This window comes from Comamonas sp. 7D-2 (assembly GCF_022749555.1).
In the GTDB taxonomy this organism is placed as follows: Bacteria; Pseudomonadota; Gammaproteobacteria; order Burkholderiales; family Burkholderiaceae_C; genus Comamonas; species Comamonas thiooxydans.
This window is the reverse complement of sequence record NZ_CP094238.1, coordinates 2,951,497-2,976,924: the sequence shown is the minus strand read 5'-3', so window position 1 is coordinate 2,976,924 and position 25,428 is coordinate 2,951,497. Positions and strand designations below refer to the sequence as shown.

Sequence of the window (25,428 nt, the reverse complement as noted above, 5' to 3'; positions counted from 1 at the left end):
GCTTTCTTCCATTCAGCGCATCTCGAAAAGCTCCTGGTGGAACGCCTCCGGCTCCAGCCCCTGGGCCAGCAGGTCGGCGCGCAACGCGCGGCCGAAGGCCGTGGGGCCGCAGAACCAGACGCTGGCGTCTTTCCAACCCGGCACCATGGCACGCAGGCGTTCACCCGTCAGGCGACCGTTCTGCTTGTCGATGAGCAGGTGCAGCACAACGCCGGCCGCCTGGCTGTCGGCGCGCAGTTTCTCGATGACCTGCGGATCAACGTCGCTCGTAGGATGAAACAAATCGACCGGGCGTGCGTCTTGGCCTTTATGCTGCGCCAAATACTTCATGCGCGCAATGAATGGCGTGATACCGATGCCGGCGCCGATCCAGATCTGGCGGGCCTTCTCGTCGTCGAAAGTGAAGCAGCCGTAAGGCCCCTCGACCGTTACCTGGTCGCCTACCCGTAGGCGCTCAGGCAGCCGGCGGGTGTGGTCGCCCAGCGCCTTGGTGATGAAGGTAATGCGCCGGTCTTCCGGCACCCAGGCTGAGGCTAGCGTGTAGGGGTGCGGGCCTTCTTTCGGGTTGGACATGGCGAAGGCAAACTGCCCGGGCCGGTGGCCGGGCCAGCCCGGGTCCATCCGCAGGGTGGTTTCCAGCACGTTCAGCGCAGGGTAGGTCTGCAGCGATTCGATGACACCGTGCGCGGTGCGCTGCGCACCGACTCGGCCCAGCAGCACCCACACCGCCGATACCGTGCCGCTCGCCAGCAGCATAGCCAAAGCCCAGCCCACGGGCTGGGCCCAGTAGGAGAACTGCACCAACACCAAGGTGTGGAAGGCCAGCACCAAGTAGATCGCTGCCATCCAGTGGTGCGTCTTGGCGAACAGCCGGTAGGGAAAGCGCTTAACCAAAGCCAGCACCAGTAGCACGGCGACGGCGTAGAAGGCCCATTCGCCCAAGTCCTCGGCCAGTCCACGCCAGCCACGCAGCGCCGATTCAATGGAGCCCATTGAATCAGCCGTTGCGCGGGGCTTGCGCGCGGGGCGCGTCAGCCAGCCCCAGCCTACGGCCCATTTAGTACCCTGCGCCCACAGCCAGTGTACTGTTGCAGCGGCCAGAGCAGCGATGCCGAGCCACTTGTGCAGGCGGTATATCTTGTCCAGTCCGTTCAAGCTGGGCTCCAGCCACGCCGGGCGCGTGGCCAACATCATCGCCACGGACATCGCGCCGATGGCCAGTACGCCGCTGTATTGAATCCATACCGTTCGCAGGGCGAAGTAGTTGGACTGTGCAGGCCAGAGCGTATCGGTAAAAAGCCATAAAGCGCTCAATGCCAGCGCAAAAAACCAGAACGTCCAAATTATTCTCTTCATCGTGGATTTGCCCCAAATTCTGCGGAAGGCGCATGCGGCACTGGTCGGAAACCATCAATCCATATACGCGATAGCGTGCCTTTGAATGTGGCCGTGTATCCGAAATTACAGATAATTCTAATTTTGGCATCCCAACCTTTGGTAACGCTTTGGATTGATCACCCATCTATGGATAAAATCTAATTTTGCCCACCGGCTTGTGGCTTTACCTTGACTCAAGAAATGGTTGGCCCCCGATGCCGCCCAATCTCCCAGGACGCCCCGCCGCCGCGAACCGTCGCGGAAAGCTGCTGCCCCAATCGCTGTTCGATCACCGGCTTCCACGGCACCAGCGAGAAGCCCATGCCGTCATCAAGCATCGCGTAGCGCCCGCTGGCGAGCATGACGCTGCGCCGGTAGATGCCGGCCACGCGCTGCCCGTCGGCCACGGGCCGATGCTCCAGGCCCGTTTCGCCTGCAATGTCCTTCGCGGCCTGCGCCAGCTCCCGGTTGCGCAGCGTGCCCAGCAGGTTGCGCGCCAGGATCACGCGCTGCCCGCGCCGCTCGGCCAACCCCTGTTCGGCCAGGAAGTCGGCGCGCTGCTGTATGGCCTGTTTGGCCTCGCCGCCAAAGCCCAGGTCGCCCAGCCCCTTGCCGCCGCCGATCAATTGCTGATCCAGCCAGGTCGCGCCAATTACGCGGGCCTGCCTCTCGATGGGCAGGTGCGATTTCAGCTCCACGGCCACGCCGCCCAGGCGCTGCGCGTCATACTGACGGCCCTGCTCGGGCAGGTCGCTCGGCACCTTCCATAGCCCTTCGGCCACGTGCTCCACGATGCCGGCGCGGCGCAGAGCTTCCAGCCGGCGGACGTGGGCAGCTACAACCTCTTGCGGATCGCGGCCCGGCACGGCCTGGCCCTGGGCGATGGCAAGGTGGTGGTCGGTGCGGTACAGGCCACCGCTCGCCAGTGCGGCGATACTGCGGTCAGCCGCGCGCACGTCGGCCGAACCCTTGACCTCCACCACGGCGCCGGTCGGATAGTTCGCCAGCTCGTCGCGGGCATTGAGTGCGACATAGTGGGCCTTGCCGTCCACGTCGTCGATGACCAGATAGCCCCGGTCGTGCAGTTCGTCGGCCAGACCCTTCGCGGCCACGCGGCCGAGGATGGTTCGGCCGCTTCCATCGGCATCCTGGCCCGGCTCGAACACCGCCAATTCACGCGGTTGGCCGCTCATGGCCCGCTGCATGGTACGGATGATGTCGCCGCGCTCGCCCAGGGCGCGCAAGGTCTTCTCGGCATCGGCATGAACGGTCCAGGTGCCGGGCTGCACTTCATCGGCCAGGCCCAGGCGCTGCAAACGCTGCAGGCGGCCGATCAGCAGCAGGCGCTGGCGTTGCAGCCGGGGTTCGTTGAAGCGTTCGATCTGCACCCGGCCGTCGTCGCCAAGCTCGCGCTTCAAAGTGCGATCCAGGCTCGTCCACCGTTCCTGATCCACCTCGCGCGTCAAGGTCTGCTGGATCTCCAACTCGGTGCGCGGCCCCAGCCATTCGGTCACCAGCTCGGCAGCGCGGTCGCGAAAGCCATCGGCGATGTAATCGCCCGCGATGATGAGGTCTTTGCCCGTGTCGTCACGCCCGCGCACGATCAGGTGCGTGTGCGGGTTATCGGTGTTCCAGTGATCGACCGCCACCCATTCCAGCCGCGTGCCCAGGTCGGCTTCCATGCGGCCCATGAGGTGCCGCGTGTAGGTGCGCAGGTCTTCCAGCTCGGCCCCATCCTCGGGTGAGACGATGAATCGGAAATGATGCCGGTCATCGGCGCAGCGTTCCTTGAAGGCGTCAAGGTCGGCTTCATCGGTCTGCGGCCCGTAGGCCCGGCCCGGCTCGCCATCGCGACCCACGCCGTCGCGCTCGATGTAGCGCAGGTGCTTGGCGAGCGACTGCGGGCTGGCCCGCTGCTGGTTGACCAGCAAGGTCTTGATGGTCACGCGCCGCGACATGGGCGTGAGCTTCGCCCCCGCGAACCGCGCCGCCGTATGGCCGCGCCCCAGGCGCGAGCCGGGCCGCTGGCTGTCGGTCTTGCCGCTTCTAGCTGATGCCGGACGGCGCACCGAGGACTTGCCGCTGCTGGCCTTGCCAGTCTGCTTGAGTACCTTGGCGATGAAGCCCTGGCCCCGGTTCTTCGGCGCGCTGGGGCGGATGTGGAAATCATCATCGGGGCGATTGGTCATGAGTTCTCTCCCTGAAAGCTGCGGCGTGCCCCGTCGTGCAAAGCACCCGGGCAGCCTTGTCTTGGCGCGGACCTCGCGCCCCCAGCGGCACGGCGGCGCAGCCGCGCCGTGCCGCGCCACCCCCACGTGCAGACTGGCTTTGCGGGCCGACAGGTGCCGCCCCCTTTTGTCTTGCCTTCCGCCTTTGCCCTTCGCTGGCGCTCCGGGCAGCGGCGGCCCGGCGGCGCTGCTGCGCGAGCAGTCAGCGTGCCGGCGAACGCGCGAACCAGCGCGGTGAGGGCCGAAGGCCGGGCGCGTTCGAGGCAAGACGCCTGCACGTTGGACGGCTGCGCCGAAGGCAGCGCGAAGTACGGTGCCGGATACGCAGGATCCGCACCTACACTGCACGAGCGACGACACGGCGACAAACCGCAGAACGACATGCTCGATTGCACGATGAGATGCACGGCGACGTACAGCGAATCGACGGCCGTCATGGGCGGGAGTCCAGCCAGACCGGACGCGCAACGCCGATCACGGCGGATGCGCTGACCGGCCCAAAATACCGGCTGTCAAACGACGCCGGATTGGTAGTGCTCAACAGGAACAGTTCGCCAGACCGGAGCTGCCGGCACTGCGGCCAGGACGGCAGCGGACGGCCCAGCCGGTCGGTGGGCCGAACGGCAGCCATCGGCACCCCGTCGATCCACACCAGCGCATCGAACACGCACACATGCTGCGACGCGACGGCACCCACGCGCTTTAGCAGTGGCACGCGCACCGGCAGGTAGCCGCGCTGCGCAGCCAGCGCGGCGGCGTCTGGCGGCAGCGTGGTCAGAACGATGCTGCCCACGCGCAATGCGGGTGGCAGCGAGCCAGTGCCGTGGACCAGCGGATCGACACGATACCAGCCAACCGCCACGCTGTCGGACGGGTTGTAGATCAGCCGCGGCAGCGGCTGCACGAAGGACGCCCAGGCCAGCGCAGCGAGGCCGCAGGCGGATAAGCACGCCAGCACGATGCGAGCGCGCAAACGTGCGCGAGGCGAGCGATGATGAGGCATGGTGCAGTAAGTGGAAACGGCGGTCATGGCAGCTCCCTCACGATGAGCCAGGCGGCATGCCGCTCGGCGCTGTATTCGGGTAGCTGCAGGCGCGCAGCGAGCCGGTTGGCGAGCGTGCGCCAGTACGCTGTCGAGACAGCGACTGGTGCGATGCCCAGCGTTTCGATGGCGTCGATGCGTTCCAGCACAGCGCGCACGGCGTTGTCGCCTTCGACATGCAGCAGCAAGCGCGCGCCTGGCTGCACGCCGGGAATGCGCTGCGCCGCGTCCAGGGGCGTGCAAGCCTGCATCACCATGAGCTGCCAGCGCACAGTGCCATAGTCATTGGATTGCCAACGGATGCGGCAGAACATTGCGCCCGGCAGAAACACCGCGCTGCGACGCCAGCGGTCGAGCTGGTGCGTGCGCACGGGTTCGCCAAAGCGCAGGTAGAGTTTGAAGCGTGCCTCGATGTAGGCCAGTGCCACGCGCGTCAGCGGCGCGCTGGCAGGCTGGCCGGAAGGTGCTGCGAGCGCAGCCGTGGCCGCGAAGGCGACAGGCGCTGGGGTAGACAAAGCGGATGCGTTCATGGGGTGTTCTCTCTGCATTGCTCAGGAAACTCCCGCTCCAGCAGGCCGCGCAACAGGTCGGCCACGGTCACGCCTTGCGTGAAGGCCGAAACCTTGAGGCGAGCACGCATCGCGGGCGTGATGTCGAGGGTCAGGCGAGCCGTGTAGAGGTCGCCCTTGCCCAGCGCATCGGCATCGCCCTGACGAATCCACGCCTCGGCATGCGGATTCGCGGGCGGACGCGCGCCAATACCGACCCTCTTGGCCGGGCGTTTGCTGTTCGGTGGCGGCTTCGCTGTCATGACGGCCCCCGCAGCAGTTCATCGACCAGCGCTGTGATTTCGCGGGCGGCTACGCTGTCCGGCGCCGTCTCGCGTGCCAGCCGGCCAGCGGCCACACTGTCGGCGAACACGATGCGCTGATGCACTTCCGCGCGCAGCACAGGAAGCGGCTGGTCGGCCAACGCCTGGCGTGCTTCGCGCCCGATCACAGTGGTACTTACACGCCGGTTGATGACGAAGGCCGCGCGAAGCTGCGGCCGAAAGACTTGCGCCTCGCGGATCAGCGCCACCATCTCGGCGCTGGCCCACAGGTCGTAGGGGCTGGGCTGCACCGGGATCAGCACGCGCTCGGCCGCCAGCAACGCGGAGCGCGCCAAGGCAGCGATGCGCGGCGGGCCGTCGATGACGACGTGATCGGCCCGCCTGGCGAGTTCTGGGGCTTCCTGGTGCAGCGTTTCGCGGGCGAGGCCTACGGCGCTGAATAGCCTTGGCAAACCTTGCTGGCTTCTGCGCTGTGTCCAGTCCAGCGATGAACCCTGCGGATCGGCGTCCAGCAGCACGACCTGCTGGCCGCGCATCGCCAACTCGCCTGCGATGTGGGTGGCGAGTGTGGTCTTGCCCACCCCGCCTTTCTGGTTGAGCAGAGCAATGATCATGACCTGGCCCTCCCTGCAGGAGAACCTGGCTGTTGCTGCTGGTTTTCGTGCCTTGCGTTCGCAGGTGTGGAGATTGTCCACCGAAGCGCGGCGCTGCTACTAAAAGTTAGAGAATTTAAGTTAGGGAAGTTAGGAGAGGCCGAAACCCGCGCCAGCATTGGCTTTGCGGCCGATTTTGTTGCCTGATAGCACGAGGATTCGTTGCCTGATAGCACGATACATCTGTTGCCTGATAGCACGAGCCCGTCCACAGGCTTGGGCGCAGTTATCCCCGTGCCGTTTGCGGCACGGGCCGGAACGTCAGCAGCGGAGAGGAAATGCCCGAGACGCACTCGATGCCCAACTGGTAGCCCGGTACGGCTTGCCGCGCCACCAGCGCCCGCAGGTCGGCGGCGAAGTCGTAGTAACGTGCCACGCTGCCCGATTTGCGGTACAGGTGCTGGAAGTCGAATTGCCACCCACCCGGCTGCCGCCCACCGTGCTTGCGCACCAGCCGGTACAGCCAGCGCTCGATGCCGCCCGTGAGCCGGAAATACGCCGGGTCGATGGTCAGCACCAGGGCTGCATCCATGACGCCGGCATAGAACCAGTCCGGCAGGATCAGCTCCAGCCCCAAGGGCGTGCCCTTGGCATCGGCCAGCTCCTTCCACTCGTTGATCCACGAGAAGCGATGCAGGCGCCGCCCAGTCGTCTCGCGGATGGACGTGGCCACCGTGGTGGATTGCAGGCGATCCAAGGCCGCCTTGAGGCGCTGGTAGTCGCGCAGCGAGGTACCGCGCCCGATGAAGCGCAGGATCTCGTAGGGCGTGGCCTGCATCAGCCGCGACGGGCGCAGGCCCGCGTCGCGTGCTTCCACAATCTGGCTGGCTGCCCAGATCAGGATGTCGGCATCCCAAATCGTGGCAATCCCGTGCTCTTGCGTACCCTCCACGCGGATCGTGACGTTCCCGCTGCGAAAGTCGATCGGCGCCGTGCGCCGGGACTTCGCCAACGAGAAAAACGGAAAGGCCATCAGGTCCTGGCTGTCGCGCGGCGCCATGTCGCCCGGCAAGGCGCGGAGCAGGGCGAGCTGTTCGCGCTCTTGCAATGGCCGCTGCCGCTGGGGCAGCGATGTGCTGGACATGGCGAGGGCCTGCTGCGCGCCCGCGGTCAGCGCGCACGGCTGTCCGCCGAGTGGTGCTCGGCGTACTCAGGATCGGAAGTCGTCTCGAAACTGCGGTCAGCAGCCCAGGCATCGAGATCGGCCACGGCGTACATGACGCGGCGGCCGAACTTGCGAAATTTAGGCCCACCGCCGATCACGCGCTGCTTCTCCAGCGTGCGTGGTGACAGGCGCAGGTACTCGGCGGCTTCGTCATTGGTGAGATAGCGCTGTGGCTGGGCCGCAGCAGTCGAGGCAATTGCAGGTGCAACGGCGGGGATAACGGCGGGTCGTAGCGGAGCAGGACGCATGGTGAGAACCTCCATAGCTTTCGAAGTACCAGCCACACAGCGCAACCGGATGGAGGCAGTCTCAGAAAATCATGCTGTCCTGCTCAGGGTCGTTTTGCGTTCCCTTCAAAACGACCCTTCTCAAGCGGCACAAGCTGTGCTAGGTGGAGATAGCCGCCGCGCATCAGCGCATCGCCACGCCGTACCAGGCGGCGAACCTTGGAGCGCAAGCCATCGTCGCTGTGCCAGCCAGCCGCAGCATCCGCGCCGAACAAGCCTTCGGCCACCTCGCGCAAGGACGCACCCGCCAGGGTGGCGTCGAGCGCCTGCAAAGTGTGCAGTTCCAGCAGCGCGGCCGGTGTCGGTCTGTGCCTGACATCGGCAATGACCGAGCCCTGCGCATCGCTGCGAGCAGGCGCGGCAGCGCCGCCGCCACCACGTCCTCGATGGGCATAGGCTACGGCCATGCCGTCCTCCAGGCCGGGTGCCAGCGCGAAGCGCAGGCAGCGGCTAGGACTGCGCGCAATCAGCGCCAATGTCTTTCCGTCATGCAGCAGGTGTTTGTGGCCAGCGATGCGCCAGAACGCAAACACGGGCGCATCCGGCGGCGGATCGGCATCGGGGTAGAGCTGCGCCACAGTATCGGAACCTGGAAGCCAGGCTGGATGCGCATCGCGCGCATCCAGCGCCGGGTCTTCCAGCAGGCGCAACCCCCAGCGAAGCGCCGCCTGCTGTGCGGCTTGTGGACGGTGATGGTGGCGCAGCCAGTCGAGCCGGTAGTCGGGATTCCTGCGTAGGTATTCCCAGGCCAGTGCGAGCGTATCGAGCCACAGGACAAACAGGTATGCAGCTGTGGGATACCAGTGTGCGAGGTGATGGGGATTGACCATGACGCCTCCTCCCTGCGAACAGGATTCGCCGCCACGGAAGGACTACGCGCTACATCGCCATCGTCGGAACGTAGGAAGTTGCTAAGTGGGTGGAAGGGGTCAGAACCGAATGGCTCCGATGTGTTGCGACGTGTTGCGATGTTTGTCTCAATGCGGCGGCGGCAGCTCCAAGAACTGGGAGCACTGCATTGACCAGCCTGACGTAACCCGCGCCGGGAATCATGTCTGTTTGGATCAGACTGGTGCGGCTATGCTGCAAGAATCCCGATTGAGACTTACCGCGCATGACACCAGACTGAAAAAGTCACAATCAGCCGTGTTCAGTCCGGGATCGCTCCATCCTGCTCGGCCAGCCGGGTGTATTCCGACAGCGTGCGAGAGGGGCGGAAATAGAGATCGCGCATCACCGACTGCTGGCGCGGCCCGACGATGCCAGCCAGTTCGGACAACTTGACCTTGCCCTGCGCGGGCATCCCGATTCCCAAGTCGATGAGGGCCCAAGCTGTGTCGCCATCGGCAGGATCAAGCGCGGCCAGCAGGCGTACACGGTCATCCTCGGTGATGAGCGGATTCATAGTGATTCCCGTCGCTGCACAAATCCACTAAAGCGTGAAAGCGTATCGGCGGATTTGTGTATGTGCACACTTGTGATTCTGTGGCTCTGCGCCTTTGTAGGAATCCGTAGAAACGGATTTCTGTAGAAGCACAAACAGCTGGATTTTAATTAATGAGTTAAAGATAACGTGGTTTTAATTGTGCTGCGAATCGACGCTTCTGGCTATGCAGAAGCGATCCGTCCAACCCGGCCGACCGGCCGGCTCCACCACCCATGACGCCGAGTTGGCCCACGCCTTCGGCGCAGCGGTGCGTGCGCTGCGGATAGAGCGCGGTATTGCACAGGAATCGCTGGCGCCTGGCTGGCATCGAACGCTCACACATGGGAAAAATCGAGCGTGGCACGCACATGCCCACGCTGGCAATCATCTTCAAGATCGCTGGCGCGCTCGAATGCAGCACGGCGGTGCTGATGAGCGAGGCTGAAAGTCAGCTCGCAGCGGCAGCCCAGCATTAGGCTACCAGCCACACCACCAACTTGAACACCTACTTCAAGCTGGTTGCGGCAGCAGAGCTTTGGCAAGCGATTGCCCGCAGCCACCTTTACCTGTCATTGGGCTCTTCGTTTCTCGCGTGATTGCTGTATCGTATTCAGCAGAGCTCTATTAAGGTGAAGCCTCCTCGAATCTTCGCTCCATTCAAAAGTAGAGAATCCTCCCCACGGAGGTCTCTGCATGAAGAAATCCAGATTCAGTGAAGCGCAAATCGTCGCCATCCTCAAAGAGGTCGAACTCGGCGCCAAGGTCGGCGATACCTGCCGCAAACATGGCATCAGCGATGCCACTTACTACAAGTGGAAGAGCCAGTATTCGGGGATGTCCGTGTCTCATCTGGATCAGATGCGGCAGTTGCAAGAAGAGAATGCCAAGCTCAAGCGCATGTACGCCGATTTGGCGCTTGTGCACCATGCCTTGAAGGATGTCGTAGAGCGAAAGCTCTGACCCCGGAGCGTCGACAGTCCATTGTTCGAACGCTCATGAGTGAGCATTGGCTGAGCCTGCGCAGGGCTTGCACATTGTTCAAGGCTGACAGAGTATCATGCGGGCACTGCGGCAGCTCTGGCCGCGATTCAGTCCGTGCTGTGCAGAGGCCAGGCCCATGTCTTATTCCAGAGAGTAAAGAACCGTCTAGTGGCAAAGTACCAAAATGATCTGTTTTCCATCCGTCAACGAGCGATTGGCCGGCTGCTGTTGCAGGCAAGACGGGATTTTCTGAAAAGGGTGGATGAGCAACTGGAAGCCACGGGTTACGGCAGCGTACCGCAGCAGTTGCTGGCTTTGACGCCTTATATAGATCCAGAGGGAACACGCAACACGGCGCTGGCCGAGCGGGCGGGAATGTCCAAACAGGCGATAGGTAAAAAGATTGTCGAACTGGAAAAGCTGGGCCTGCTCGTGCGTCTGCCCGATCCTACCGATGGCCGAGCGTTTCTGGTGCAGTTGACCGATGAGTCCGTCGAGCATGTCAAAGCTGTCAGCGAAGCCATCACGCAGGTTGAAAAATCTTATGCAAAGAAGCTTGGTGTAGACGGCTTCGAGCAGTTGAAAAAGCTGCTCGAAGGTTTAGTGCATTAAGGCTGGGAAGCGACTTTAAAAATTGTGTCGCATGCCGGCAATCCAGGACTTGGGTGTGGCGCCTGCCAGATACGTCCCACTGGAAGCCGCAAAAGCCTTGCTTGACCTGCTATTGTTATCGATATGGCCGTAGGCCGTGTACAGCATGGAGCGCTTGCTCAAGTTGTATTGGTAGCCGATCTGGAAGGTGCTGAAGCTGCTGCTGGCGGAGCTGGCATCATTGGAGCGGCCAAATAGAGCACGAACGGTATGCTGAGGGCTCAAGCTGCTAGTCAGGCCGATATGCCAGTTTTTGCGATGCAGGGCGGTGTTGCCAGGAGCATTGGATTTGCCAGTATTGACGCCCGCATGCAGCCGTGTGTTGCCCCATTGATACGAGGCAACGAGCGTTTGCTGTCGAATGACGGGTATATCTGTCACCGCCGCAGTGGCACTGATGTTGAGATTGCTGCCACGTATCTGATGAAAGCCATAACCTAGCCAGAAAGGGCCTGAGCCATAGGAGGCATTGAAGCCCAGTTGCTGGCCTGATTGGCTGGCTGCCGCTCCATCGGCCTCGGCGGCGCTGTACATGGCTGCCAGACCCAGGCCTTGCGCAGGTGCTGCGCGCAGCAGGGCTCTTGGGCCATAACCATAAGTGTAGGCGATGGAGTTGCTGGCACGCACCGTGGTGCTAAACAAGGTATTGACCCCGCCAAGCCAAGCCGCTCCAAAGGGGTCACTGCTGGGGCTGCCGGTGACCGACCACAGTGGCGTGTATTGACGGCCCATGGAGATGTAACCTGCTGTGTCGCTGCCCAGCGATACAGCCGATGTGCGTCCAAAAGTCAGAGAGCTTGCGGGTGCTCCCGGCGGGTTGGCATGCCCCGATCCGGTGTCGGGGCTGAAGCCCGCTTCGAGCACAAAGCCTGCCTTGAGGCCGTTTCCAAGCGCTTCTTCACCAGCGAGTGTAAAGCGACTGGCAATCATCTGCCCGGAATCCAGCCGAGTGCTGGAGCCTGTGCTTGCCCCCCAGTCGTGGCGCAAGCCTGCGTCGACAATGCCGCTTATGGACAGGGAGTCGGCCTGAGCCGGGGTGTATATGCCCAGACTGGCCAGGGCGGCCAAGGCGATGCTCAAGCCAGTGGGTACCTGTCTTGAATGGTCTGGGTTGTCTGGATTGGGGTGGTGCTTCATGGTCTCCTCACTGTGGTCAAGTGGTTTGTATCGGCCTCGTTCTTGGGAGGCTCGGGGGGCTTTCTGTTTCGAACCCATCTGCAGATGGGGCTCGATTTCAGGGTTTGGGTGCGTTCAGTTGCAGCTTGCGCACCGTGTCGCCGATGCGCTGAACATCGCGTTGTATTAGCTTTTGCATGCTGGCTCTGCCCATGCTTTCGGGCTCGATGCCTGCATCTGCCAGCTTTTTGCTGACCGCTGGGTTGTGGCTCGCCTCCAGAATGGTTTTTTCATAAAGTTCCAGCGTGGACTGTGGAGTACCGGAGGGGGCGACAAAGCCAATCCAGGGGGCGAACGCTTCGTAGTTGCTGACACCAGACTCGGCAATAATCGGTATGTGAGGCATTGCCGGGTTGCGTTTGGGTGCGGCGTAGGCCAGCGCTTTGACATTGCCCCCTTTGACCGAGGTGATCCAGACGCCATCCATCGTGAAATCAAGCAGTCCTCCCACGAGGTCGGTCATGACCTGAGGGTTGCCGCGATAGGGGGCATGAAGCGCCTTGATGCCGGCTGCCTGCAAAAAATAGATAGCGCTTAGATGCGTAATGGAGCCATTGCCCGATGAGCCATAGGAGAGCTTGTCGGGGTTGGCCTTGCCATAGTTGATCAGATCAGACAGCGTGTTAAAGCGTGAGTTTTTGCTGACTACTAGAGCGGTGTAGCCATTGCCAATGATGGCAATCGGAGCCAGATCCTTGTTCGGGTCATAGCTTGCAGGAGCCATTGTGGGGTTGATTGCGTGAATGCTGACCGATGTCAGCATCAAGGTATTGCCATCCGGCTTTTCCCGGGCTACGTAGGCACCTGCGACTGCGCCACCGGCGCCGGGGCGGTTTTCTACCACGATGCTGCGCTTCAGTGACTTGCCCATTTCTTCGGCATAGACACGGGCTACATAATCAGCAGCTCCTCCAGCGGTATAGGGCACGACGAGTTTGATGGGCGTGGCGTCTGCCGCTTTGTCAGACGCGTAGGATAAGCAGCTTGCTGCTGAGGCTGCAGCCAAAATCCAATGTCTCCGGTTCATGGTTATTCTCCTGCTTGAGTTCAGCGCATATAGCGTGACTTTGGGCCTAGTTGTAGCTGGGTGAGTTGTCGCGCATCTTCTATCCAGTCGCATAGCAAAGAGCGGGTTTGCGCCGGTTCGATGATGTCGACCACACCGAATTTTTCAGCGGTACGCAAAGGCGAGCCAATGGCATGGAACTTGGCTTCCAGTTGCTGCAAGGCTTCTTGCGGGTCATCTGCCTGTGCCAGTTCCGTCTTGTAGGCCGCCGCAACACCGCCTTCTATGGGTAAAGAGCCCCAGCGAGCAGAAGGCCAGCCAAAGCGATGCAGCAAGCTGGTGCCCGAGGCACCGACCCAAGGAGTGAGCATGCCGCCGGCGAGGCCGAAGCAGCGTCTGATGACAATACCGATCCAGGGTACGCAGGACTGCTCAATGGCTGCAGAGGCTTTCAGCGCAGCCACGATGGTGCCTTGGCGCTCGGCCTCTACACCGGTCATGGTGCCGGGCTGATCCATCAGGTTGACGATGGGCAGGTGAAAGGTGTCGCATAGATCGACAAAGCGCTCGAGCTTGCGTGCGGCGGCAACGGTCAAGGCGCCGCCCATCACAGCCGGGTTGTTGGAAATGACGCCAACCGGGTAACCGTTGAGCCGAGCAAAGAAAGTGACCAGCGAAGCGCCGTAGCCTGGCGAAAGCTCGAACAGGGAGTCTTGATCAAAAATGCATCGGAGCAACTCTTTGACTTTGAAAATCTTGCGCCTGTCTTCCGGGATGGCTTCATTGAGCCAAGCATCGGCACGCCCGGGGGGGTCATTGTTGTCGGTACGAGGAGGCAATTGCCAGACGTTTTCGGGTAGATAGCTCAAAAAACGATGCACCTGCTCGAAGGCTTCTAGCTCGGTGGCTGCCACATTGTTGACGGCGCCGCTGAGCTTGTGCACGCCATAGCCACCCAGTTCTTCCTTGCCGACATCCATACCCAGCGCACGCTTGACTACCGGAGGGCCGGCTGCAAAGACCTGACTTTGCCCTTGCACCATGACTGAGAAATGAGATGTTCCAACCCGGATGGCTCCAAGTCCTGCACAAGCTCCGAGAGCGACACCGACTACCGGAACTTCTCCGAGCAGCTTGGCGGAGGGGAGAAGCGAATATCCGGGGATTTTGGTGTGACCCAGTTGCTCCAGCAATTTGACGCTGCCGCCCGCTGTTTCAACTAGACGCACAAGTGGCAGCTTGTATTCGTGGGCATAGCGATCGGCGTAGATCCATTTTTCGGCGACAGCTGCCTCGGATGAGCCACCACGAATGCTGGCGTCATCCGAGATAAGTACGAGTCGCTTACCCTGTGACTGTCCAATGGTCAGAACATGATTGGACGGGGTGAAGCTTTCCAGTTCTCCATTGGGCGAATACTTGCCTTTGCCGGCAAGCATTCCCAGCTCACGATAGCTATCGTTGGCGTAAAAAGCTGCTATGCGTTCGCGTGCGTTGAGTTTGCCCAATTCGCGCGCCCGCGCCAGATTGGTCGGGCCGCCCATGGCTTGTGCTGCACTACATCGGGCCTGCAACTCGTTGCGCTCTTTTTGCCAGGTGACGGACGAGTCAGGCACTGTCATGCCATGGCCTCCATCGTGCCTTGAGTGGCTTGCGTGTGCGTAAAAGCAACCTGCTGAGTCAACAGATCCGTAATGAAACTATCGTCATATCCCAGCTCATCTCTCAGTATTTGTATTGTGTCCTGACCACATTCGTGACCAGCCCAACGCACATGACCAGGAGTGGCGGACAGCTTGGGGGCAATGCCTACTTGCTTGACCTGACCCAGTTTTGGATGTGTGACTTCGAGCAAAGCCTGGCGCGCCGCGAAGTGTGGCTCGCCGAAAATTTCCTTCAAAGTATTGACACGCGATACTGGCACCGCTTTGTCGACCAGGGCTTGCTCGACCTCCAGACTGCTGAGTTTAGAGGTCCAGGAACTGATCAAGGCGTCGAGCTCGGCCGCGTTGTCGCCTCGGTCCTTGACGCTCTGGAACTTGGCGTCGATGGCCTGCCCCGCAAACACCAGCGAGGCCAGCCGGCTGAAGGTGGCATCGTTATTGGCGGCGATCAGCACATAGCCATCGCGTGTGGGATAGAGGCTGTTGGGGGCCACATTGGGCAAGTTCGGACCTTGGCGGATGGGCACATATCCCAGCTTGTGATAAGCGGGAACGTCGCCTTCCATCATGGAAAAGGCCGACTCGAACAAGGAGGCATCAACTTGCTGGCCTTCGCCTGTGAAATTACGCCGGAACAAGGCCATGGCAATACCGAAAGCGCCATAAACAGCGGTGAGGTAGTCAGTGGTTGGCAAGGCCACGCGCGACGGAGCCCGGTCAGGGTCACCCGTTAGATGACGCACGCCGGCAAATGCATCGCAAATTGCACCATATCCCGGCTCGTTGGCCTTGGGGCCGGTTTGGCCATATCCGCTGATGCGAAGAAATACCAGTCTGGGGTTCAAGGCCTTCATGGTGTCGTAGCTGAAACCCAGACGCTCCATCACACCGGGGCGGTTGTTTTCCAGCACTACATCCGCGCCCTTGATAAGCTCGTTCAAAATGTCTCTGGCCTTGGCTTTTTTTAAATCCAGCGAAATGCTGCGCTTGCCGCGCTGAATGGATGTCGCCAGCAGCGACTGCCCCTCATGGAACTTGCCCATCTGGCGTACCGGATCCCCGCCAGGAGGTTCTACTTTGATGACGTCGGCACCAAAATCTGCGAGCAGGCGGCCGCAGGCAGGGCCGGCAAAAGTATTGCCTAGTTCGATCACACGAACGCCTGCAAGTGCGCCGACATTCATGTCCTCGTGTTTTTGTTTGTCTTGCTTCATTGCTTATCTGAATATAGAAAAAAATGACTACCGTTCATTCGAGGGATAGCTGAAGCTTGCGAATCAGCTGACCCCATTTCTGCTGCTCTGCACGCACGAATTCAGTGCTTGCCTGTGGGTCCATCCAGGTGGCTTGTGCGCCCTGTGACTCCAGGGCTTTGCTGATATCTGCTTGAGTCATCACTTTTTTGAGAGCCTGTGAAATACGCTCCACGGGCTCTTGTGGGGTATTGGCCGGTGCTACCACTACCAGCCAGCCGAATGAGCTGACATCTTTGAGTCCTGCCTCGGCGAAAGTGGGAACAGAAGGGTAGTTGTGGGCACGCTCCGGGGTGCTGATGGCCAGAGGCCGCATCTGGCCTGAACTGATCAGCGATTGCGCGGGTGTAGCTGACTCCATAAGCAAGGGCACCAGACCACCGAGGAGCATGGTGGCGGCTTGGGGGCTGCCTTTGCTAGGGATGTGTTGCAGTTTGACCCCCGCGCTGCTGGCAAACAATTCAGCTGTCAGATGCTGGGAGGAGCCCACACCAGGCGTCGTGTATTGCAATGGGGCAGGGCTTTTGCGTGCCAGTTGCAAGACATCCTGTACAGATTTCAGCTCGGATCGTGCATCCACCAGCAAGAACATGGGTCCTTGGTAAATGATGCTGATGGCGCGGTAGTCCCGCAGCGGGTCATAGCTGAGGTTTTTATACAGCGCCGGATTGAGCGCCATCGGGCCTATGGCACTTAAACCCAGCGTATATCCGTCAGTGGCTCCGCGCTTGATGGCAGACATGCCAATCATGCCGCTGGCCCCCACGCGGTTGTCAATAACGACCGCCTGTCCTAAAGTCTTGGCCAGACTGTCGCCCACCAGACGCGCTACGCCATCGGTTACATTGCCCGCTGCAAAGGGAACGATCAGCGTAATGGGTTTGTAAGGGTAGGGTCCTGAGGCTGCTATGCTTTGTTGAGAGTATGCAGCAGCTGCGAGTGTGGCCTGCAAGGCCATTCTGCGTGTGATCACCGTTGTCTCCTGATGAAAGGCGGCCGTGTTGTAGATGTCTGGTGAAAGGGGGTGCCTTGAGTCAGGCACCTTGAGATGGCGACTTGCAGCCCAATACTGCTGTGTTACAGATAGCAAGGCCAGTTGGCCAAATGCCGTTTGCTAAGACTGCGTTGGGAATCCGAGCAGTAAAAGTCGAGACAGCGGCGCAGAAAATCACGGGTTTCGGTGGGCGCGATCACATGCTGTGCGGCCATGATTCCAGCCATGCGCCAAGGGTTGGTTGCGCGGGCCAGTTCTTGCTCTTTCACCGCAAACTCTTTGGGGCTCAAGTCCTTGCCATGCACCACCGTGACAGCCGCCGCAGGAGCCATGAAACCGACCTCAGCACTGGGCCACAGCGCGACTTCGTCAGAGTTGCGTCCACCGCCCATGTTCAGATATGCCTGCCCATAGACCTTGCGCAGAAAAACACTGAACTTAGGCACCGTAGCAGCTTGTATTGCGGACATGTAGTTCATGATCCGCGCAGAGATGGCGCGTCGCTCGGCTTCTAGTCCGATGCCGAAGCCTGGTACATCAACAAAGTTGACTATGGGGATATTGAACGAGTCACTCATCACGATGAAATTCGTGATCTTTTGGCAGGCTGCAACATCCAGTGCCCCGCCCTTGGCGATAGGGTTGGAGGCGATGATGGCCACGGTACGCCCGTCAATCCTGGCAAGCGCTGTCACGGCGGCTTTACCAAAGTCCGGTTTGAGCTCAAACCAGCTGTCTTGATCGACGATCAATTTGATGATGCGCCGTATGTCATAGACCTGTGTGCGCGATTCGGGCAGGATGCTGTAAATCTTGTGCAGATCTGCGCCTGACCCCGGTGGCACTGGAACCCTGGGAGGAGGGCTGTCGCAATGGCTGGGGAGATAGGACAGAAAACGCTGAATGGCGGTGATGGCTTGCTCATCGGTATCGACGAACTGATCAATCAAGCCTGTGGTTTGAGCATGCAATTGCCATCCACCGGCCTCCTGGGGATCTATGACCTGACCCGTGGCCTGGTCCATCAACTGCGTGCTGGTCACAGAAAGCAGTGCACCGCGTTTCATCACTTTGAAATCGCTGAGGCAGGTATACCAGTTGGATGATCCAAAGCAGGGGCCGAGGACAGCCGAGGCCCATGGAGTCTCACGCTTACGTAGATATTGCGTCGGGTCCTGACCGCTGGAGCCCATGCCTTCTGCCCCCATTGTGTCAGGGATGCGAGCACCTGAAGATTCGCCCAGAAACACCAGAGGCATGCCACGTTCGGCAGCCATGCGCTTCATGTGCGCTATTTTCTTGCCGTTGATATTGGTGCTGGAGGCTCCTTTGACTGTGAAGTCATTCACTACTGCTGCCACCGGACGCTGCTCTATAAGGCCATAGCCGGCGATTTTTCCGTCGGCTGCTGCCTTGCCTGCATCCGGGCCTGAGTAGGCATGTAAACCTACCTCCAGAAAGCTATTTTCATCGAATAGCTGGGTGATGCGCTGTCTAGCATTGAGATCGCCACGTTCGTGCAGAGCAGCCAGTTTGTTTTTGGAGCCCATGGCACGGGCTGTACTGCGTTGTTGCGCTAGATCGTTCAGCAAGGCCTGGTGCTTGTCGCCAATGGGCAATTGGTCAGTGGGGTTGTCAAGAGTCTGGCTCATGCGGGCACCTCTAGTATGGCGATGACCTGTTCGTCAGCCACGGGCGCACCTTCCGCAATCAGCAACTCCACCACGCGTCCGCTCTGAGGTGCTGCCAAATGGATTTCCATTTTCATGGATTCGACCACCAGGATGGAGTCACCTTCTTCAACCAGTGCACCTACGGTGGTTTCTATTTTCCAGACCGAACCGGTAACGTCGGACTTCACTTCAATACGTTTGCTGTTCATGATGTTCTTACTGAGAAAGAATTTGTTGCGTCAATTGGGTGCTGATCTGTGCGTTGGCAAAAGCCGGGTCTCCGAGCACTTTTTGGATGAAAGGAATATTGGTCTTGATGCCTTCCACCACGGTGTTTTGCAATGCGGTCTGCAGCTTGGCAATGGCTTGTGCGCGAGTGGGAGCCCAGGCAATCAGCTTGGCGAGCATGGGATCGTAATAAGGGGTGACCGTGCAGCCTTCGGCATAGCCAGTTTCCACTCGAATTTCCTCTGCCGGGAACACCAGCTTTTTGAGCAGTCCTGGTGAAGGTAGAAAGCGCACGGGGTCTTCGGCATAAATGCGTGCTTCTATCGCATGCCCTTGCAACTCAATGGTTGGGGGCAGCACTTCATCAATGCCGGCACCAGCGGCGAGACGGATCTGGGCTTGCACAATATCGATACCTGTCACTTCCTCGGTGACAGCATGCTCGACCTGTAGCCTAGTGTTGACTTCGAGAAAATTGAAGTCGGAATCACCGTCGTTCAAGGTCTCCACGGTGCCAATGACGTCGTAACCGGTACGAGAGAACAGGTTAGCCAGCGAGTCAGCATAAGCGTTCACGTCCTCGCGTGCCATGCCGGGGGCTGGTGCTTCTTCTAGAACTTTTTGATGACGTCTTTGCACGGAGCAATCACGCTCGAACAAATGCCGAGCTCGGCCATGGCGGTCGGCCAAGATCTGAAATTCAATATGACGTGGTTTTTCGTACAGGCGCTCTAGATATACATCACTGCTGCCGAAGGATTTACCGGCGAGGTTGCGGGCTTTTTCGACGGCAGCGAGCAAATCCTGCTCGGCATGTACTGGCGTCATGCCAATACCACCACCACCAGAGGCCGGTTTAATCAGCACTGGATACCCGAGTTGCTCTGCGGCTTGAACGATGGCAACTGGATCATCAGACAGCAAGGCCGAGGAGTTCCCCATCTTCAAGCCATTGCTGGCCATGAGGTCACGGGCATTGGTCTTGTGACCCATGGCCTCTATCCACTTGGGATCAGGGCCTATGAAGCAGGCACCGGCGGCAATGACTTTCTGGGCAAATTCGGCGCTCTCGGACAAAAAGCCATAGCCTGGGTGGACGGCATCGGCCCCACACTCCTCCAGCACTTGCAGCAGACGCTCCTGGTTTAGATAGCTGTGCTGTGCTGGGGCGGGGCCTATGCAATAACTCTCATCGGCCTGCGCCACGTAAGGCAGTTCACGATCAGCCTCTGAATACACAGCTACGGATGGAATCCCCATAGCACGTAGTGCCCGCAACACCCGGGCTGCGACAGCTCCACGGTTGGCAACCAAAACTTTTAAAAACATCGGTCTCACCTATGCGTTGTTTCTCGATCGTTGCTCACTTCAAGAGAGCAATTCAACATAGGAAAAGAGTATGTAGATAAACACCCAATTGGTCAATAGGTTTACTAATTGGGTGTTACCCGAGGTCTTGAATCCAAAGCAGCGTACTTTGTCGAACCGCCTGGGGGGAAGGGGCGCTGTTGCATAAATCAGTGCCGTTGCAAAGTGACGCTGATTGCGTAAATCAGCTCGAGGCCAGATTACCTCTGACCCAAGACGCAGCTACTCCACAGGCACCGTCTGTGGGCAGCCCAGTTCAGTGAATCGACTCAGGATGGCAACTCGGACATGCAGTTCATTGACTTGTCCCTGGACCGTTCTGGACATCACTCGCTTGCCCAATCGCTTGATGCAGTACATCTTGGTCTCCATCAGACTGCACCGGTGATACCCGCACTTCAGCTGGTTTCACTTGGCGTGCCCTTCATGATATTCAGCGCCGTGCTGCCCTAGCAGGCGCACCTTCACTTGCCACTTCAGCAAAGCCACCAGCATGTCGCTGGGTGACTGGCTGATCAACGAGCGCCTGCAGCGCACCCGGGAGTTGCTGGAGAGCACGACGCTGCCTGTGGAATCTATTGCTGACTTGGTAAGTTTTCAAAACTCAGTGTCCCTGCGTCAGCATTTCAAGCGCAAAAACCAAGTCAGCCCCAGCGAATGGCGGCGCGCGTTTGGGAATGTGGGATGAAGGCGCGCTGGGGCTCAATGCCTTATGCCGGCGAAGAGAACCAGAGTTCGCATGGCGGCACTGCTTGAAATATCTCACAGCCCAGTGCCCCGCTGTGGAGCGGGGCACTGGAAGGCGGTTATGCCGCCTGGGGCTTGCTGCGCGACCAGATCAGGTCGTGCGTGCCGTTCTCGCCTTCGATCAGGCGGGCGTAGACCGTGGCCGGGAACGAAGGATCGTCGAGGGTCACGGAGATGTACTCCCGCCCGGCTTCGCTGGTCTTCTTCCACGCCGCGCCGATGTCGTGACTGGCTGCCTGCAAGCGGAAGTCCGGGGCTTTCTCGTTGTCGCCCTTGTCGTTGGGAATCAGCTTGACCTTGACATTGAGCGTCAGGGTGCGAAGTGTGCCGGTGAAGCCGTCTTTGTCTGCGGTGAAGGTGCCGATGTTGGCCATGATGAAACTCCTTTTGGTGAAACAAGGTTCGCGCCCATCGCGTCCTTGTTGTGATCCGGCCGGCGGGGGACGGGCTGGCTGCATCGCTTGCGGTCGCAACGCAGTGGAGAGCCGGGAGACGAAAAGAATTTGGTGCGCGAGGAATGCGCCGAACGCAGTGACAAAGCAGGGGAAATTGTTTTAGCCGGACGGTTGCAGCCATGAAGCCCGAGGCGCAGCCGCGTGCCCGCCAGGATTCACAACGAGACAAGGACGCATTGGGCCGAACCGCTCCGAAAGGAGATCCGGCCGACTCGGCATCCCCACACGAAGGCTGCCCCGGCTCGCCCACTGACGTTGGCAAGGTTAACCACCCGACGACAGGCGAGAAAGCTCCTGCCGCACCTTCCGGCACCGGTCTTGAGGCGTGGCGTGAAAGCTCCATAGCGATGCTGGGCGGGATGTCCGTGAACCGTCTTGTTTGACGTGATGGGCGAGAACCACCAGCGTTGAGGACGGCATGCATTTGCACAACCTGCCGCAGCAAGCCTCAGCGCACCAGCCATGTCGTGTCCACCGTGCGTGGCGCTGGCCAGCGGGCCGATCCGGCACAGCCGGTTCGGCGGCATCGAGGGGCGCCAAGCTCGCGCGGCGGGGATAGCCGCAAGGCTTTCCCCTGGAGGCAAGCGCCAGCGCGCAGCGCCGCAGGCGCAAAGGCGTGAGTGGATTGAAGCCGAATGGCCGTGACAACGAAGTCGGCACGGGGCGCAGCCCGTAAAGCCCGGCGGCGCTTGCGTCGACACGCCCAAAACAACCAGCATCAGGCACCATAGAGCTTTCTGAATCAGTGCTAGCGTATAGCGGACAACAATTCCAACACCTTTAACGATGACTCAGACACTTTGCCCATATGCTCTGACGCCGCTCGCATCGGGAGAAAGTAACGATGAGCACATACTTCCCGTCGCCTTGGGCGCTCCGGCCAGCTTCACGGTTCGCGCGCTAGCCGCTGAAAATAGTCGGATGAATGACCTCATCGACGAGCCGACAGTCAACGATCCGATGTTGCGTTTTCTGGCTATGTCTCAGGGAGTGGTCTCCCGGTCTGGCAACGTCAAAGCAGCCGTGGATGGAACTGTTCACGGTAGCGGCGAGAACGTGAGAGCTATGTTCTCGCAGAACGGTCTGGATCTGAAGTTCCATCAGCCAGTGGAAACCGACAACCAGGGACGAGTGATCGGTGTTCGCGGCTTTGGTGATGCTGCCAGACAGATGGCGAACCAAATCGCGGCGAACTACGCAAAGAAGGGCATCGCTGTCGAACTTGGGGCAGAGACAAGCCAGGGGCAACCTCAACTGAACATGCGGCTAGTCGCCGATATGCTCATGATTCGGCGGCAACTGTTCAAAATCGCCTATCTCACGACAGTGAGAATCTTCGGTGACGAGGCAATCACAGGGCCAAGTGGTCAGCAGCTACGGGCTGCGATGATGGCCGAGAGTGATGAGGCTCTGGCTCGCACCAAGATTGCCGGCGCAGCGTTCCAGCCGCTACCGCCCGGGTTTGCTCGTTCTGCAAGACACGCTGAGCACGCCATTACCTGCGCCGTTATGCCCAGCGTTAGTGTGGTGATTTCCATTGATCTGTTTGGGTGCTTCACCGTATTTGCGGTGACACCTGCGGTTGGAATCTCTGCCGATGAAGGAACGGGCGAGGTAATCACGATTGACGTCTCCAGCTCGAAGCTCACGAGCCACCCTTACCTAGAGGCGCTGCCAGGGCTGGTGGCAGCCTCCTTCCGGGGCTGACACCTCTAACGCCGCCACCTGAGCGACTGCGAGGGTGGCGGCGTTCTGATTCGGCTGTTGGCCTTCAACACCGGGCGCGGCCACTGCCGCGACCGGATTTTGCGTCCACCGCGCCCAGGACAGAACGGCCTGGGCGCGGTGCTGAACGCGGCTATTCCTTCGTCTCGATGAGCCACCACACAGCACGCGGCAAGGCGCGGCCCGTGATGGGGTGAATGTCGGTGAGATCAGCGCGGGCCGACCAGCCCGAGGGCTGTCGGTAACCGCGCACGTCGCCATCGCCGTGCCAACGGCGGGCGCGTACCGTGCCGGGGGCGTAGCTTGCCGCTATGCGCGGGCGGCTGCTGGTGATGCGGGTCATGGGGGTTTCTCCTTCCAGCGAAGCGCCCCGGTCGAAGCCGGGGCGCTCGCCTTCTGCACGAGTCAAGCGGCCAGCGCCTCGGCGGGTTCATCCGCCATTGCCTCGGCATCCTCTGGGGCGTCCTGCTCCGGGCCTGCCTCCTGCGCGCTTTCCTTCACTGCCTGCTGCGGGCCTTCGGCTTTGAAGATGGCAGGCATCCAGCCCCTGCCATCGGCAAGCCGCTCGGCTTCGCTGGCAATGTCGGCCTTCTTGAGCTTCGCCAGCCGGGTGATGGATTCCGGTGCAAACGCGCCCACGGCATCCAGAATCACGGCCTTGGAAACGTGCTTGAAATAGCCTTCTGCGGTCGGCTGCCACCATGCGGCCATGTGGAGGCCCACGGCCTGCGCCAGTTCAGCGCCGGGCTGGCGCGGCGTGGCGCGAGGCGTCACCACGTCCACGGTGGAAGCCACGCACACGGCCAGCAGTCGCACCAGCTCGTCTTGCGACTTCGCCAGCAGTGCGGCGAACAGTTCGGCGCTGTCCTCCGGCAAGGCTTCGCCCGCTACCTGTTGCAGTTCGCGCAGCGCCACGGCGGCAGGCGATTCCGGCCAGTCCGGGGCCATGCCTTCCAGCCGATCTTGGACTTTCAGGCCCACGCCCAGCGGTAGAGAATCACGACTGCGGCCGTAGCGGCTTTCTTGCAAGACGGTCTGCACCATGCCATGCACCACAGCGGCCAGCGCAGCTTGCGGATGCCGTGCGACTTCGATTTGCAACGCGGCGGTGCGGTGGGCGCTCAAGCGTTGCGCCAGCCGGTCGGACATGGCGGCGGTCTTGGGCTGCCTGTCGTCGTCTCCGTCCTCGTTCGCTGCGTCCGAGTCGCTGAAACCTTGGCGCAGCTTTTCCAACGTGCGCAGCGCCTTGGCCTCGGCCTCGCGCAGCAGGCCGCGATGAATCACGGCCTCGCCGTTGCGATCGATGGTGACGATGGCACCGGCGGCAGCTTTGACGGCTTTCCCGTAGTCCTGCAAGCCATCTTCCAGCGCCTGCAACTGTTCGCCCAGGTGTTCGCCTTCCTCCTGCAAGGTGTCGGCCTATTCTTCGTCGTCGGCGTCTAGGGCAGCATCCACGGCTGCGGCCAGCGCCTGCATCTTGGTTTGCAGCTTCTCGATGCGTTGGGCTTCACGCTTGTTCGGGCTGCGGCGCTGCCTCGGGGCGCGCTGGAAGGCGTGCAGGTCGGCATGGGTCGTGCAGGGGGTGGCATCCACCCATGCCCAGCCTTCGGCTTTCACCTCGGCGGCAAGACTGGCCAGCTTATCCTGCGCCAGCCGTTCCAGCAGCGTGGCATCGGTCAGATACACGCCGCTATCGGCTTCCGCGAACAGGTCACGGCGGGTGCCACCGCCTGCGGCCTCGTAAGCATCCAGCCCAACGAAGCGCACCAGCGGATGCCGGTAGGCATCAATCTCGCGCTCCGTGAGGCGGTCGCGCAGGTTGTGCGGGCTGCGTTGCCATGTTGGCGCATCATAGAACGCGGCTTCCTGCTCGGTGTGGTCGTCGGTGATGGCAAGTGCCATCAACTGGTCAAGGCTCACGGCCTCGGCCCGGTAGTCGGCCAGCAGGCGCGGCGACACGTTGGCGAGTTTCAGGCGGCGCTGCACCACCAGCGGCGTGACACTGAAATCTGCGGCAATGTCCTCGATGGGGCGGCCTTCGGCCACCAGCGCGGCAAATGCCTCGAACTGGTCGGCGGGGTGCATGGCTTCGCGCTGCACGTTCTCGGTCAGGCTGGCCGTGCGGGCGGTGCCATCGGCCACCAGCAGGCAAGGCACCTTCCATTCCTTGCTGATGCGGCGCTTCTTCGCCAGCAGCTTGAGGGCTGCAAGGCGACGGCCTCCGGCCACGACTTCGTAACGTTCGCCGTCAGCGGTCGCGGTCACTATTAGGTTTTGCAGCAGGCCGACACGCTGGATGCTGGCGGCGAGTTCGGGAATCGACATGCGCGGGGTCTTGCGCACGTTGCGACCCGTGGGGCGCGATACCAGCCGCGACAGCGGCACAAGAATCAGATTCTTGCTCGGGTCGGCGGTTTCCAGCAGCACGGCAGGTGCGACGCTGTCCGTGGCGTGGATGGCTTGGTCTTCGGTGTGGTTGATGGCGTTCATGATGAAA

At 60.9% G+C, this 25,428-nt stretch carries 22 protein-coding genes and 5 pseudogenes; 5 read left to right on the top strand and 22 right to left on the bottom strand.

The genetic code is table 11. The annotated features are described in order from the left end of the window. Positions 1 to 12: 12 nt before the first annotated feature. The 10 genes and pseudogenes from MPZ60_RS13665 to MPZ60_RS13620 all read right to left on the bottom strand — a co-directional run. The gene (locus tag MPZ60_RS13665) at positions 13 to 1,356 is read right to left on the bottom strand and encodes a ferric reductase-like transmembrane domain-containing protein (protein WP_242882074.1); all 1,344 of its coding nucleotides are present in this window, start codon (positions 1,354 to 1,356) and stop codon (positions 13 to 15) included. Between the two features lie 215 nt (positions 1,357 to 1,571). Then, positions 1,572 to 3,566 carry a relaxase/mobilization nuclease and DUF3363 domain-containing protein gene (locus MPZ60_RS13660; RefSeq protein ID WP_242882075.1) on the bottom strand — a complete coding sequence of 665 codons (1,995 nt, stop codon included), beginning with the start codon at positions 3,564 to 3,566 and terminating at the stop codon, positions 1,572 to 1,574. A 472-nt stretch (positions 3,567 to 4,038) separates the two neighbouring features. Continuing rightward, positions 4,039 to 4,635 (bottom strand): S26 family signal peptidase, encoded by a 597-nt coding sequence (locus tag MPZ60_RS13655; protein WP_242882076.1) that lies wholly within the window; start codon positions 4,633 to 4,635, stop codon positions 4,039 to 4,041. Next, on the bottom strand, positions 4,632 to 5,177 hold the full coding sequence (locus MPZ60_RS13650; RefSeq protein WP_242882077.1) for a DUF2840 domain-containing protein: 546 nt from the start codon (positions 5,175 to 5,177) through the stop codon (positions 4,632 to 4,634). The genes MPZ60_RS13655 and MPZ60_RS13650 overlap by 4 nt, the downstream gene beginning before the upstream one ends. Beyond that, on the bottom strand, positions 5,174 to 5,458 hold the full coding sequence (locus MPZ60_RS13645) for a chromosome partitioning protein ParB (protein ID WP_242882078.1): 285 nt from the start codon (positions 5,456 to 5,458) through the stop codon (positions 5,174 to 5,176). The genes MPZ60_RS13650 and MPZ60_RS13645 overlap by 4 nt, the downstream gene beginning before the upstream one ends. Further along, the gene (parA, locus tag MPZ60_RS13640; RefSeq protein WP_242882079.1) at positions 5,455 to 6,093 is read right to left on the bottom strand and encodes a ParA family partition ATPase; all 639 of its coding nucleotides are present in this window, start codon (positions 6,091 to 6,093) and stop codon (positions 5,455 to 5,457) included. Before parA ends, MPZ60_RS13645 begins: the two co-directional genes overlap by 4 nt. Positions 6,094 to 6,358: 265 nt before the next feature. After that, positions 6,359 to 7,216 carry a replication initiator protein A gene (locus MPZ60_RS13635; protein WP_242882080.1) on the bottom strand — a complete coding sequence of 286 codons (858 nt, stop codon included), beginning with the start codon at positions 7,214 to 7,216 and terminating at the stop codon, positions 6,359 to 6,361. Positions 7,217 to 7,242: 26 nt separating this feature from the next. Beyond that, complete coding sequence (locus MPZ60_RS13630; RefSeq protein ID WP_242881620.1) at positions 7,243 to 7,545, bottom strand: AlpA family transcriptional regulator; 303 nt, start codon at positions 7,543 to 7,545, stop codon at positions 7,243 to 7,245. Positions 7,546 to 7,628: 83 nt separating this feature from the next. Further along, positions 7,629 to 8,414 (bottom strand): DUF2285 domain-containing protein, encoded by a 786-nt coding sequence (locus MPZ60_RS13625; RefSeq protein ID WP_242881623.1) that lies wholly within the window; start codon positions 8,412 to 8,414, stop codon positions 7,629 to 7,631. A gap of 320 nt (positions 8,415 to 8,734) precedes the next feature. Then, positions 8,735 to 8,959 (bottom strand): annotated as a pseudogene (locus MPZ60_RS13620) (DUF2958 domain-containing protein); the annotation flags it as partial. A 235-nt stretch (positions 8,960 to 9,194) separates the two neighbouring features. Between MPZ60_RS13620 and MPZ60_RS13615 the strand changes: the two are divergent. The 3 genes and pseudogenes from MPZ60_RS13615 to MPZ60_RS13605 all read left to right on the top strand — a co-directional run bounded on the left by MPZ60_RS13615 (position 9,195) and on the right by MPZ60_RS13605 (position 10,603). Next, positions 9,195 to 9,486 (top strand): annotated as a pseudogene (locus tag MPZ60_RS13615) (helix-turn-helix domain-containing protein). Between the two features lie 217 nt (positions 9,487 to 9,703). Then, complete coding sequence (locus MPZ60_RS13610) at positions 9,704 to 9,970, top strand: transposase (protein ID WP_242881626.1); 267 nt, start codon at positions 9,704 to 9,706, stop codon at positions 9,968 to 9,970. Positions 9,971 to 10,159: 189 nt separating this feature from the next. After that, a complete protein-coding gene (locus MPZ60_RS13605) occupies positions 10,160 to 10,603 on the top strand; it encodes a MarR family winged helix-turn-helix transcriptional regulator (RefSeq protein WP_242881628.1) in 444 nt (147 codons plus the stop codon). Between the two features lie 15 nt (positions 10,604 to 10,618). On the opposite strand, the gene MPZ60_RS13600 is transcribed toward MPZ60_RS13605, so the two are convergent. The 9 genes and pseudogenes from MPZ60_RS13600 to MPZ60_RS13560 all read right to left on the bottom strand — a co-directional run. Beyond that, a complete protein-coding gene (locus MPZ60_RS13600; protein WP_242881630.1) occupies positions 10,619 to 11,722 on the bottom strand; it encodes a porin in 1,104 nt (367 codons plus the stop codon). Between the two features lie 154 nt (positions 11,723 to 11,876). Then, positions 11,877 to 12,845, bottom strand: a complete 969-nt coding sequence (locus MPZ60_RS13595) for a tripartite tricarboxylate transporter substrate binding protein (protein WP_242881633.1) — start codon at positions 12,843 to 12,845, stop codon at positions 11,877 to 11,879. A 20-nt stretch (positions 12,846 to 12,865) separates the two neighbouring features. After that, entirely contained in the window at positions 12,866 to 14,446 is a 1,581-nt protein-coding gene (locus tag MPZ60_RS13590) for an acyl-CoA carboxylase subunit beta (protein ID WP_242881636.1), read from the bottom strand. Continuing rightward, positions 14,443 to 15,702, bottom strand: coding sequence for a CaiB/BaiF CoA-transferase family protein (locus MPZ60_RS13585; protein ID WP_242881638.1), 1,260 nt, complete (start codon positions 15,700 to 15,702; stop codon positions 14,443 to 14,445). Before MPZ60_RS13585 ends, MPZ60_RS13590 begins: the two co-directional genes overlap by 4 nt. Before the next feature lie 34 nt (positions 15,703 to 15,736). Further along, complete coding sequence (locus tag MPZ60_RS13580; RefSeq protein WP_242881640.1) at positions 15,737 to 16,714, bottom strand: tripartite tricarboxylate transporter substrate binding protein; 978 nt, start codon at positions 16,712 to 16,714, stop codon at positions 15,737 to 15,739. Between the two features lie 104 nt (positions 16,715 to 16,818). Next, positions 16,819 to 18,387, bottom strand: coding sequence for an acyl-CoA carboxylase subunit beta (locus MPZ60_RS13575; protein WP_242881642.1), 1,569 nt, complete (start codon positions 18,385 to 18,387; stop codon positions 16,819 to 16,821). Continuing rightward, positions 18,384 to 18,617, bottom strand: a complete 234-nt coding sequence (locus MPZ60_RS13570) for an acetyl-CoA carboxylase biotin carboxyl carrier protein subunit (protein WP_242881643.1) — start codon at positions 18,615 to 18,617, stop codon at positions 18,384 to 18,386. Before MPZ60_RS13570 ends, MPZ60_RS13575 begins: the two co-directional genes overlap by 4 nt. A 7-nt stretch (positions 18,618 to 18,624) precedes the next feature. Next, positions 18,625 to 19,965, bottom strand: a complete 1,341-nt coding sequence (locus MPZ60_RS13565) for an acetyl/propionyl/methylcrotonyl-CoA carboxylase subunit alpha (protein WP_242881644.1) — start codon at positions 19,963 to 19,965, stop codon at positions 18,625 to 18,627. A 261-nt stretch (positions 19,966 to 20,226) separates the two neighbouring features. After that, positions 20,227 to 20,397: pseudogene (locus tag MPZ60_RS13560) on the bottom strand (IS5/IS1182 family transposase); the annotation flags it as partial. 70 nt (positions 20,398 to 20,467) lie between these two features. On the opposite strand from MPZ60_RS13560, the pseudogene MPZ60_RS13555 reads away from it, so the two are divergent. Beyond that, positions 20,468 to 20,692 (top strand): annotated as a pseudogene (locus MPZ60_RS13555) (helix-turn-helix domain-containing protein); the annotation flags it as partial. A 118-nt stretch (positions 20,693 to 20,810) separates the two neighbouring features. On the opposite strand, the gene MPZ60_RS13550 reads toward MPZ60_RS13555, so the two are convergent. Continuing rightward, positions 20,811 to 21,125, bottom strand: a complete 315-nt coding sequence (locus MPZ60_RS13550; protein WP_242881646.1) for a DUF736 domain-containing protein — start codon at positions 21,123 to 21,125, stop codon at positions 20,811 to 20,813. Positions 21,126 to 22,127: 1,002 nt separating this feature from the next. On the opposite strand from MPZ60_RS13550, the gene MPZ60_RS13545 reads away from it, so the two are divergent. Next, positions 22,128 to 22,913, top strand: a complete 786-nt coding sequence (locus MPZ60_RS13545; protein ID WP_242881648.1) for a hypothetical protein — start codon at positions 22,128 to 22,130, stop codon at positions 22,911 to 22,913. 151 nt (positions 22,914 to 23,064) lie between these two features. Here MPZ60_RS13545 and MPZ60_RS13540 read toward each other — a convergent pair whose 3' ends face one another. Together MPZ60_RS13540 and MPZ60_RS13535 are read right to left on the bottom strand one after the other, a co-directional pair. Continuing rightward, complete coding sequence (locus MPZ60_RS13540; RefSeq protein ID WP_242882084.1) at positions 23,065 to 23,274, bottom strand: hypothetical protein; 210 nt, start codon at positions 23,272 to 23,274, stop codon at positions 23,065 to 23,067. Between the two features lie 62 nt (positions 23,275 to 23,336). After that, positions 23,337 to 25,421 (bottom strand): annotated as a pseudogene (locus tag MPZ60_RS13535) (ParB/RepB/Spo0J family partition protein). Positions 25,422 to 25,428 lie beyond the last annotated feature (7 nt).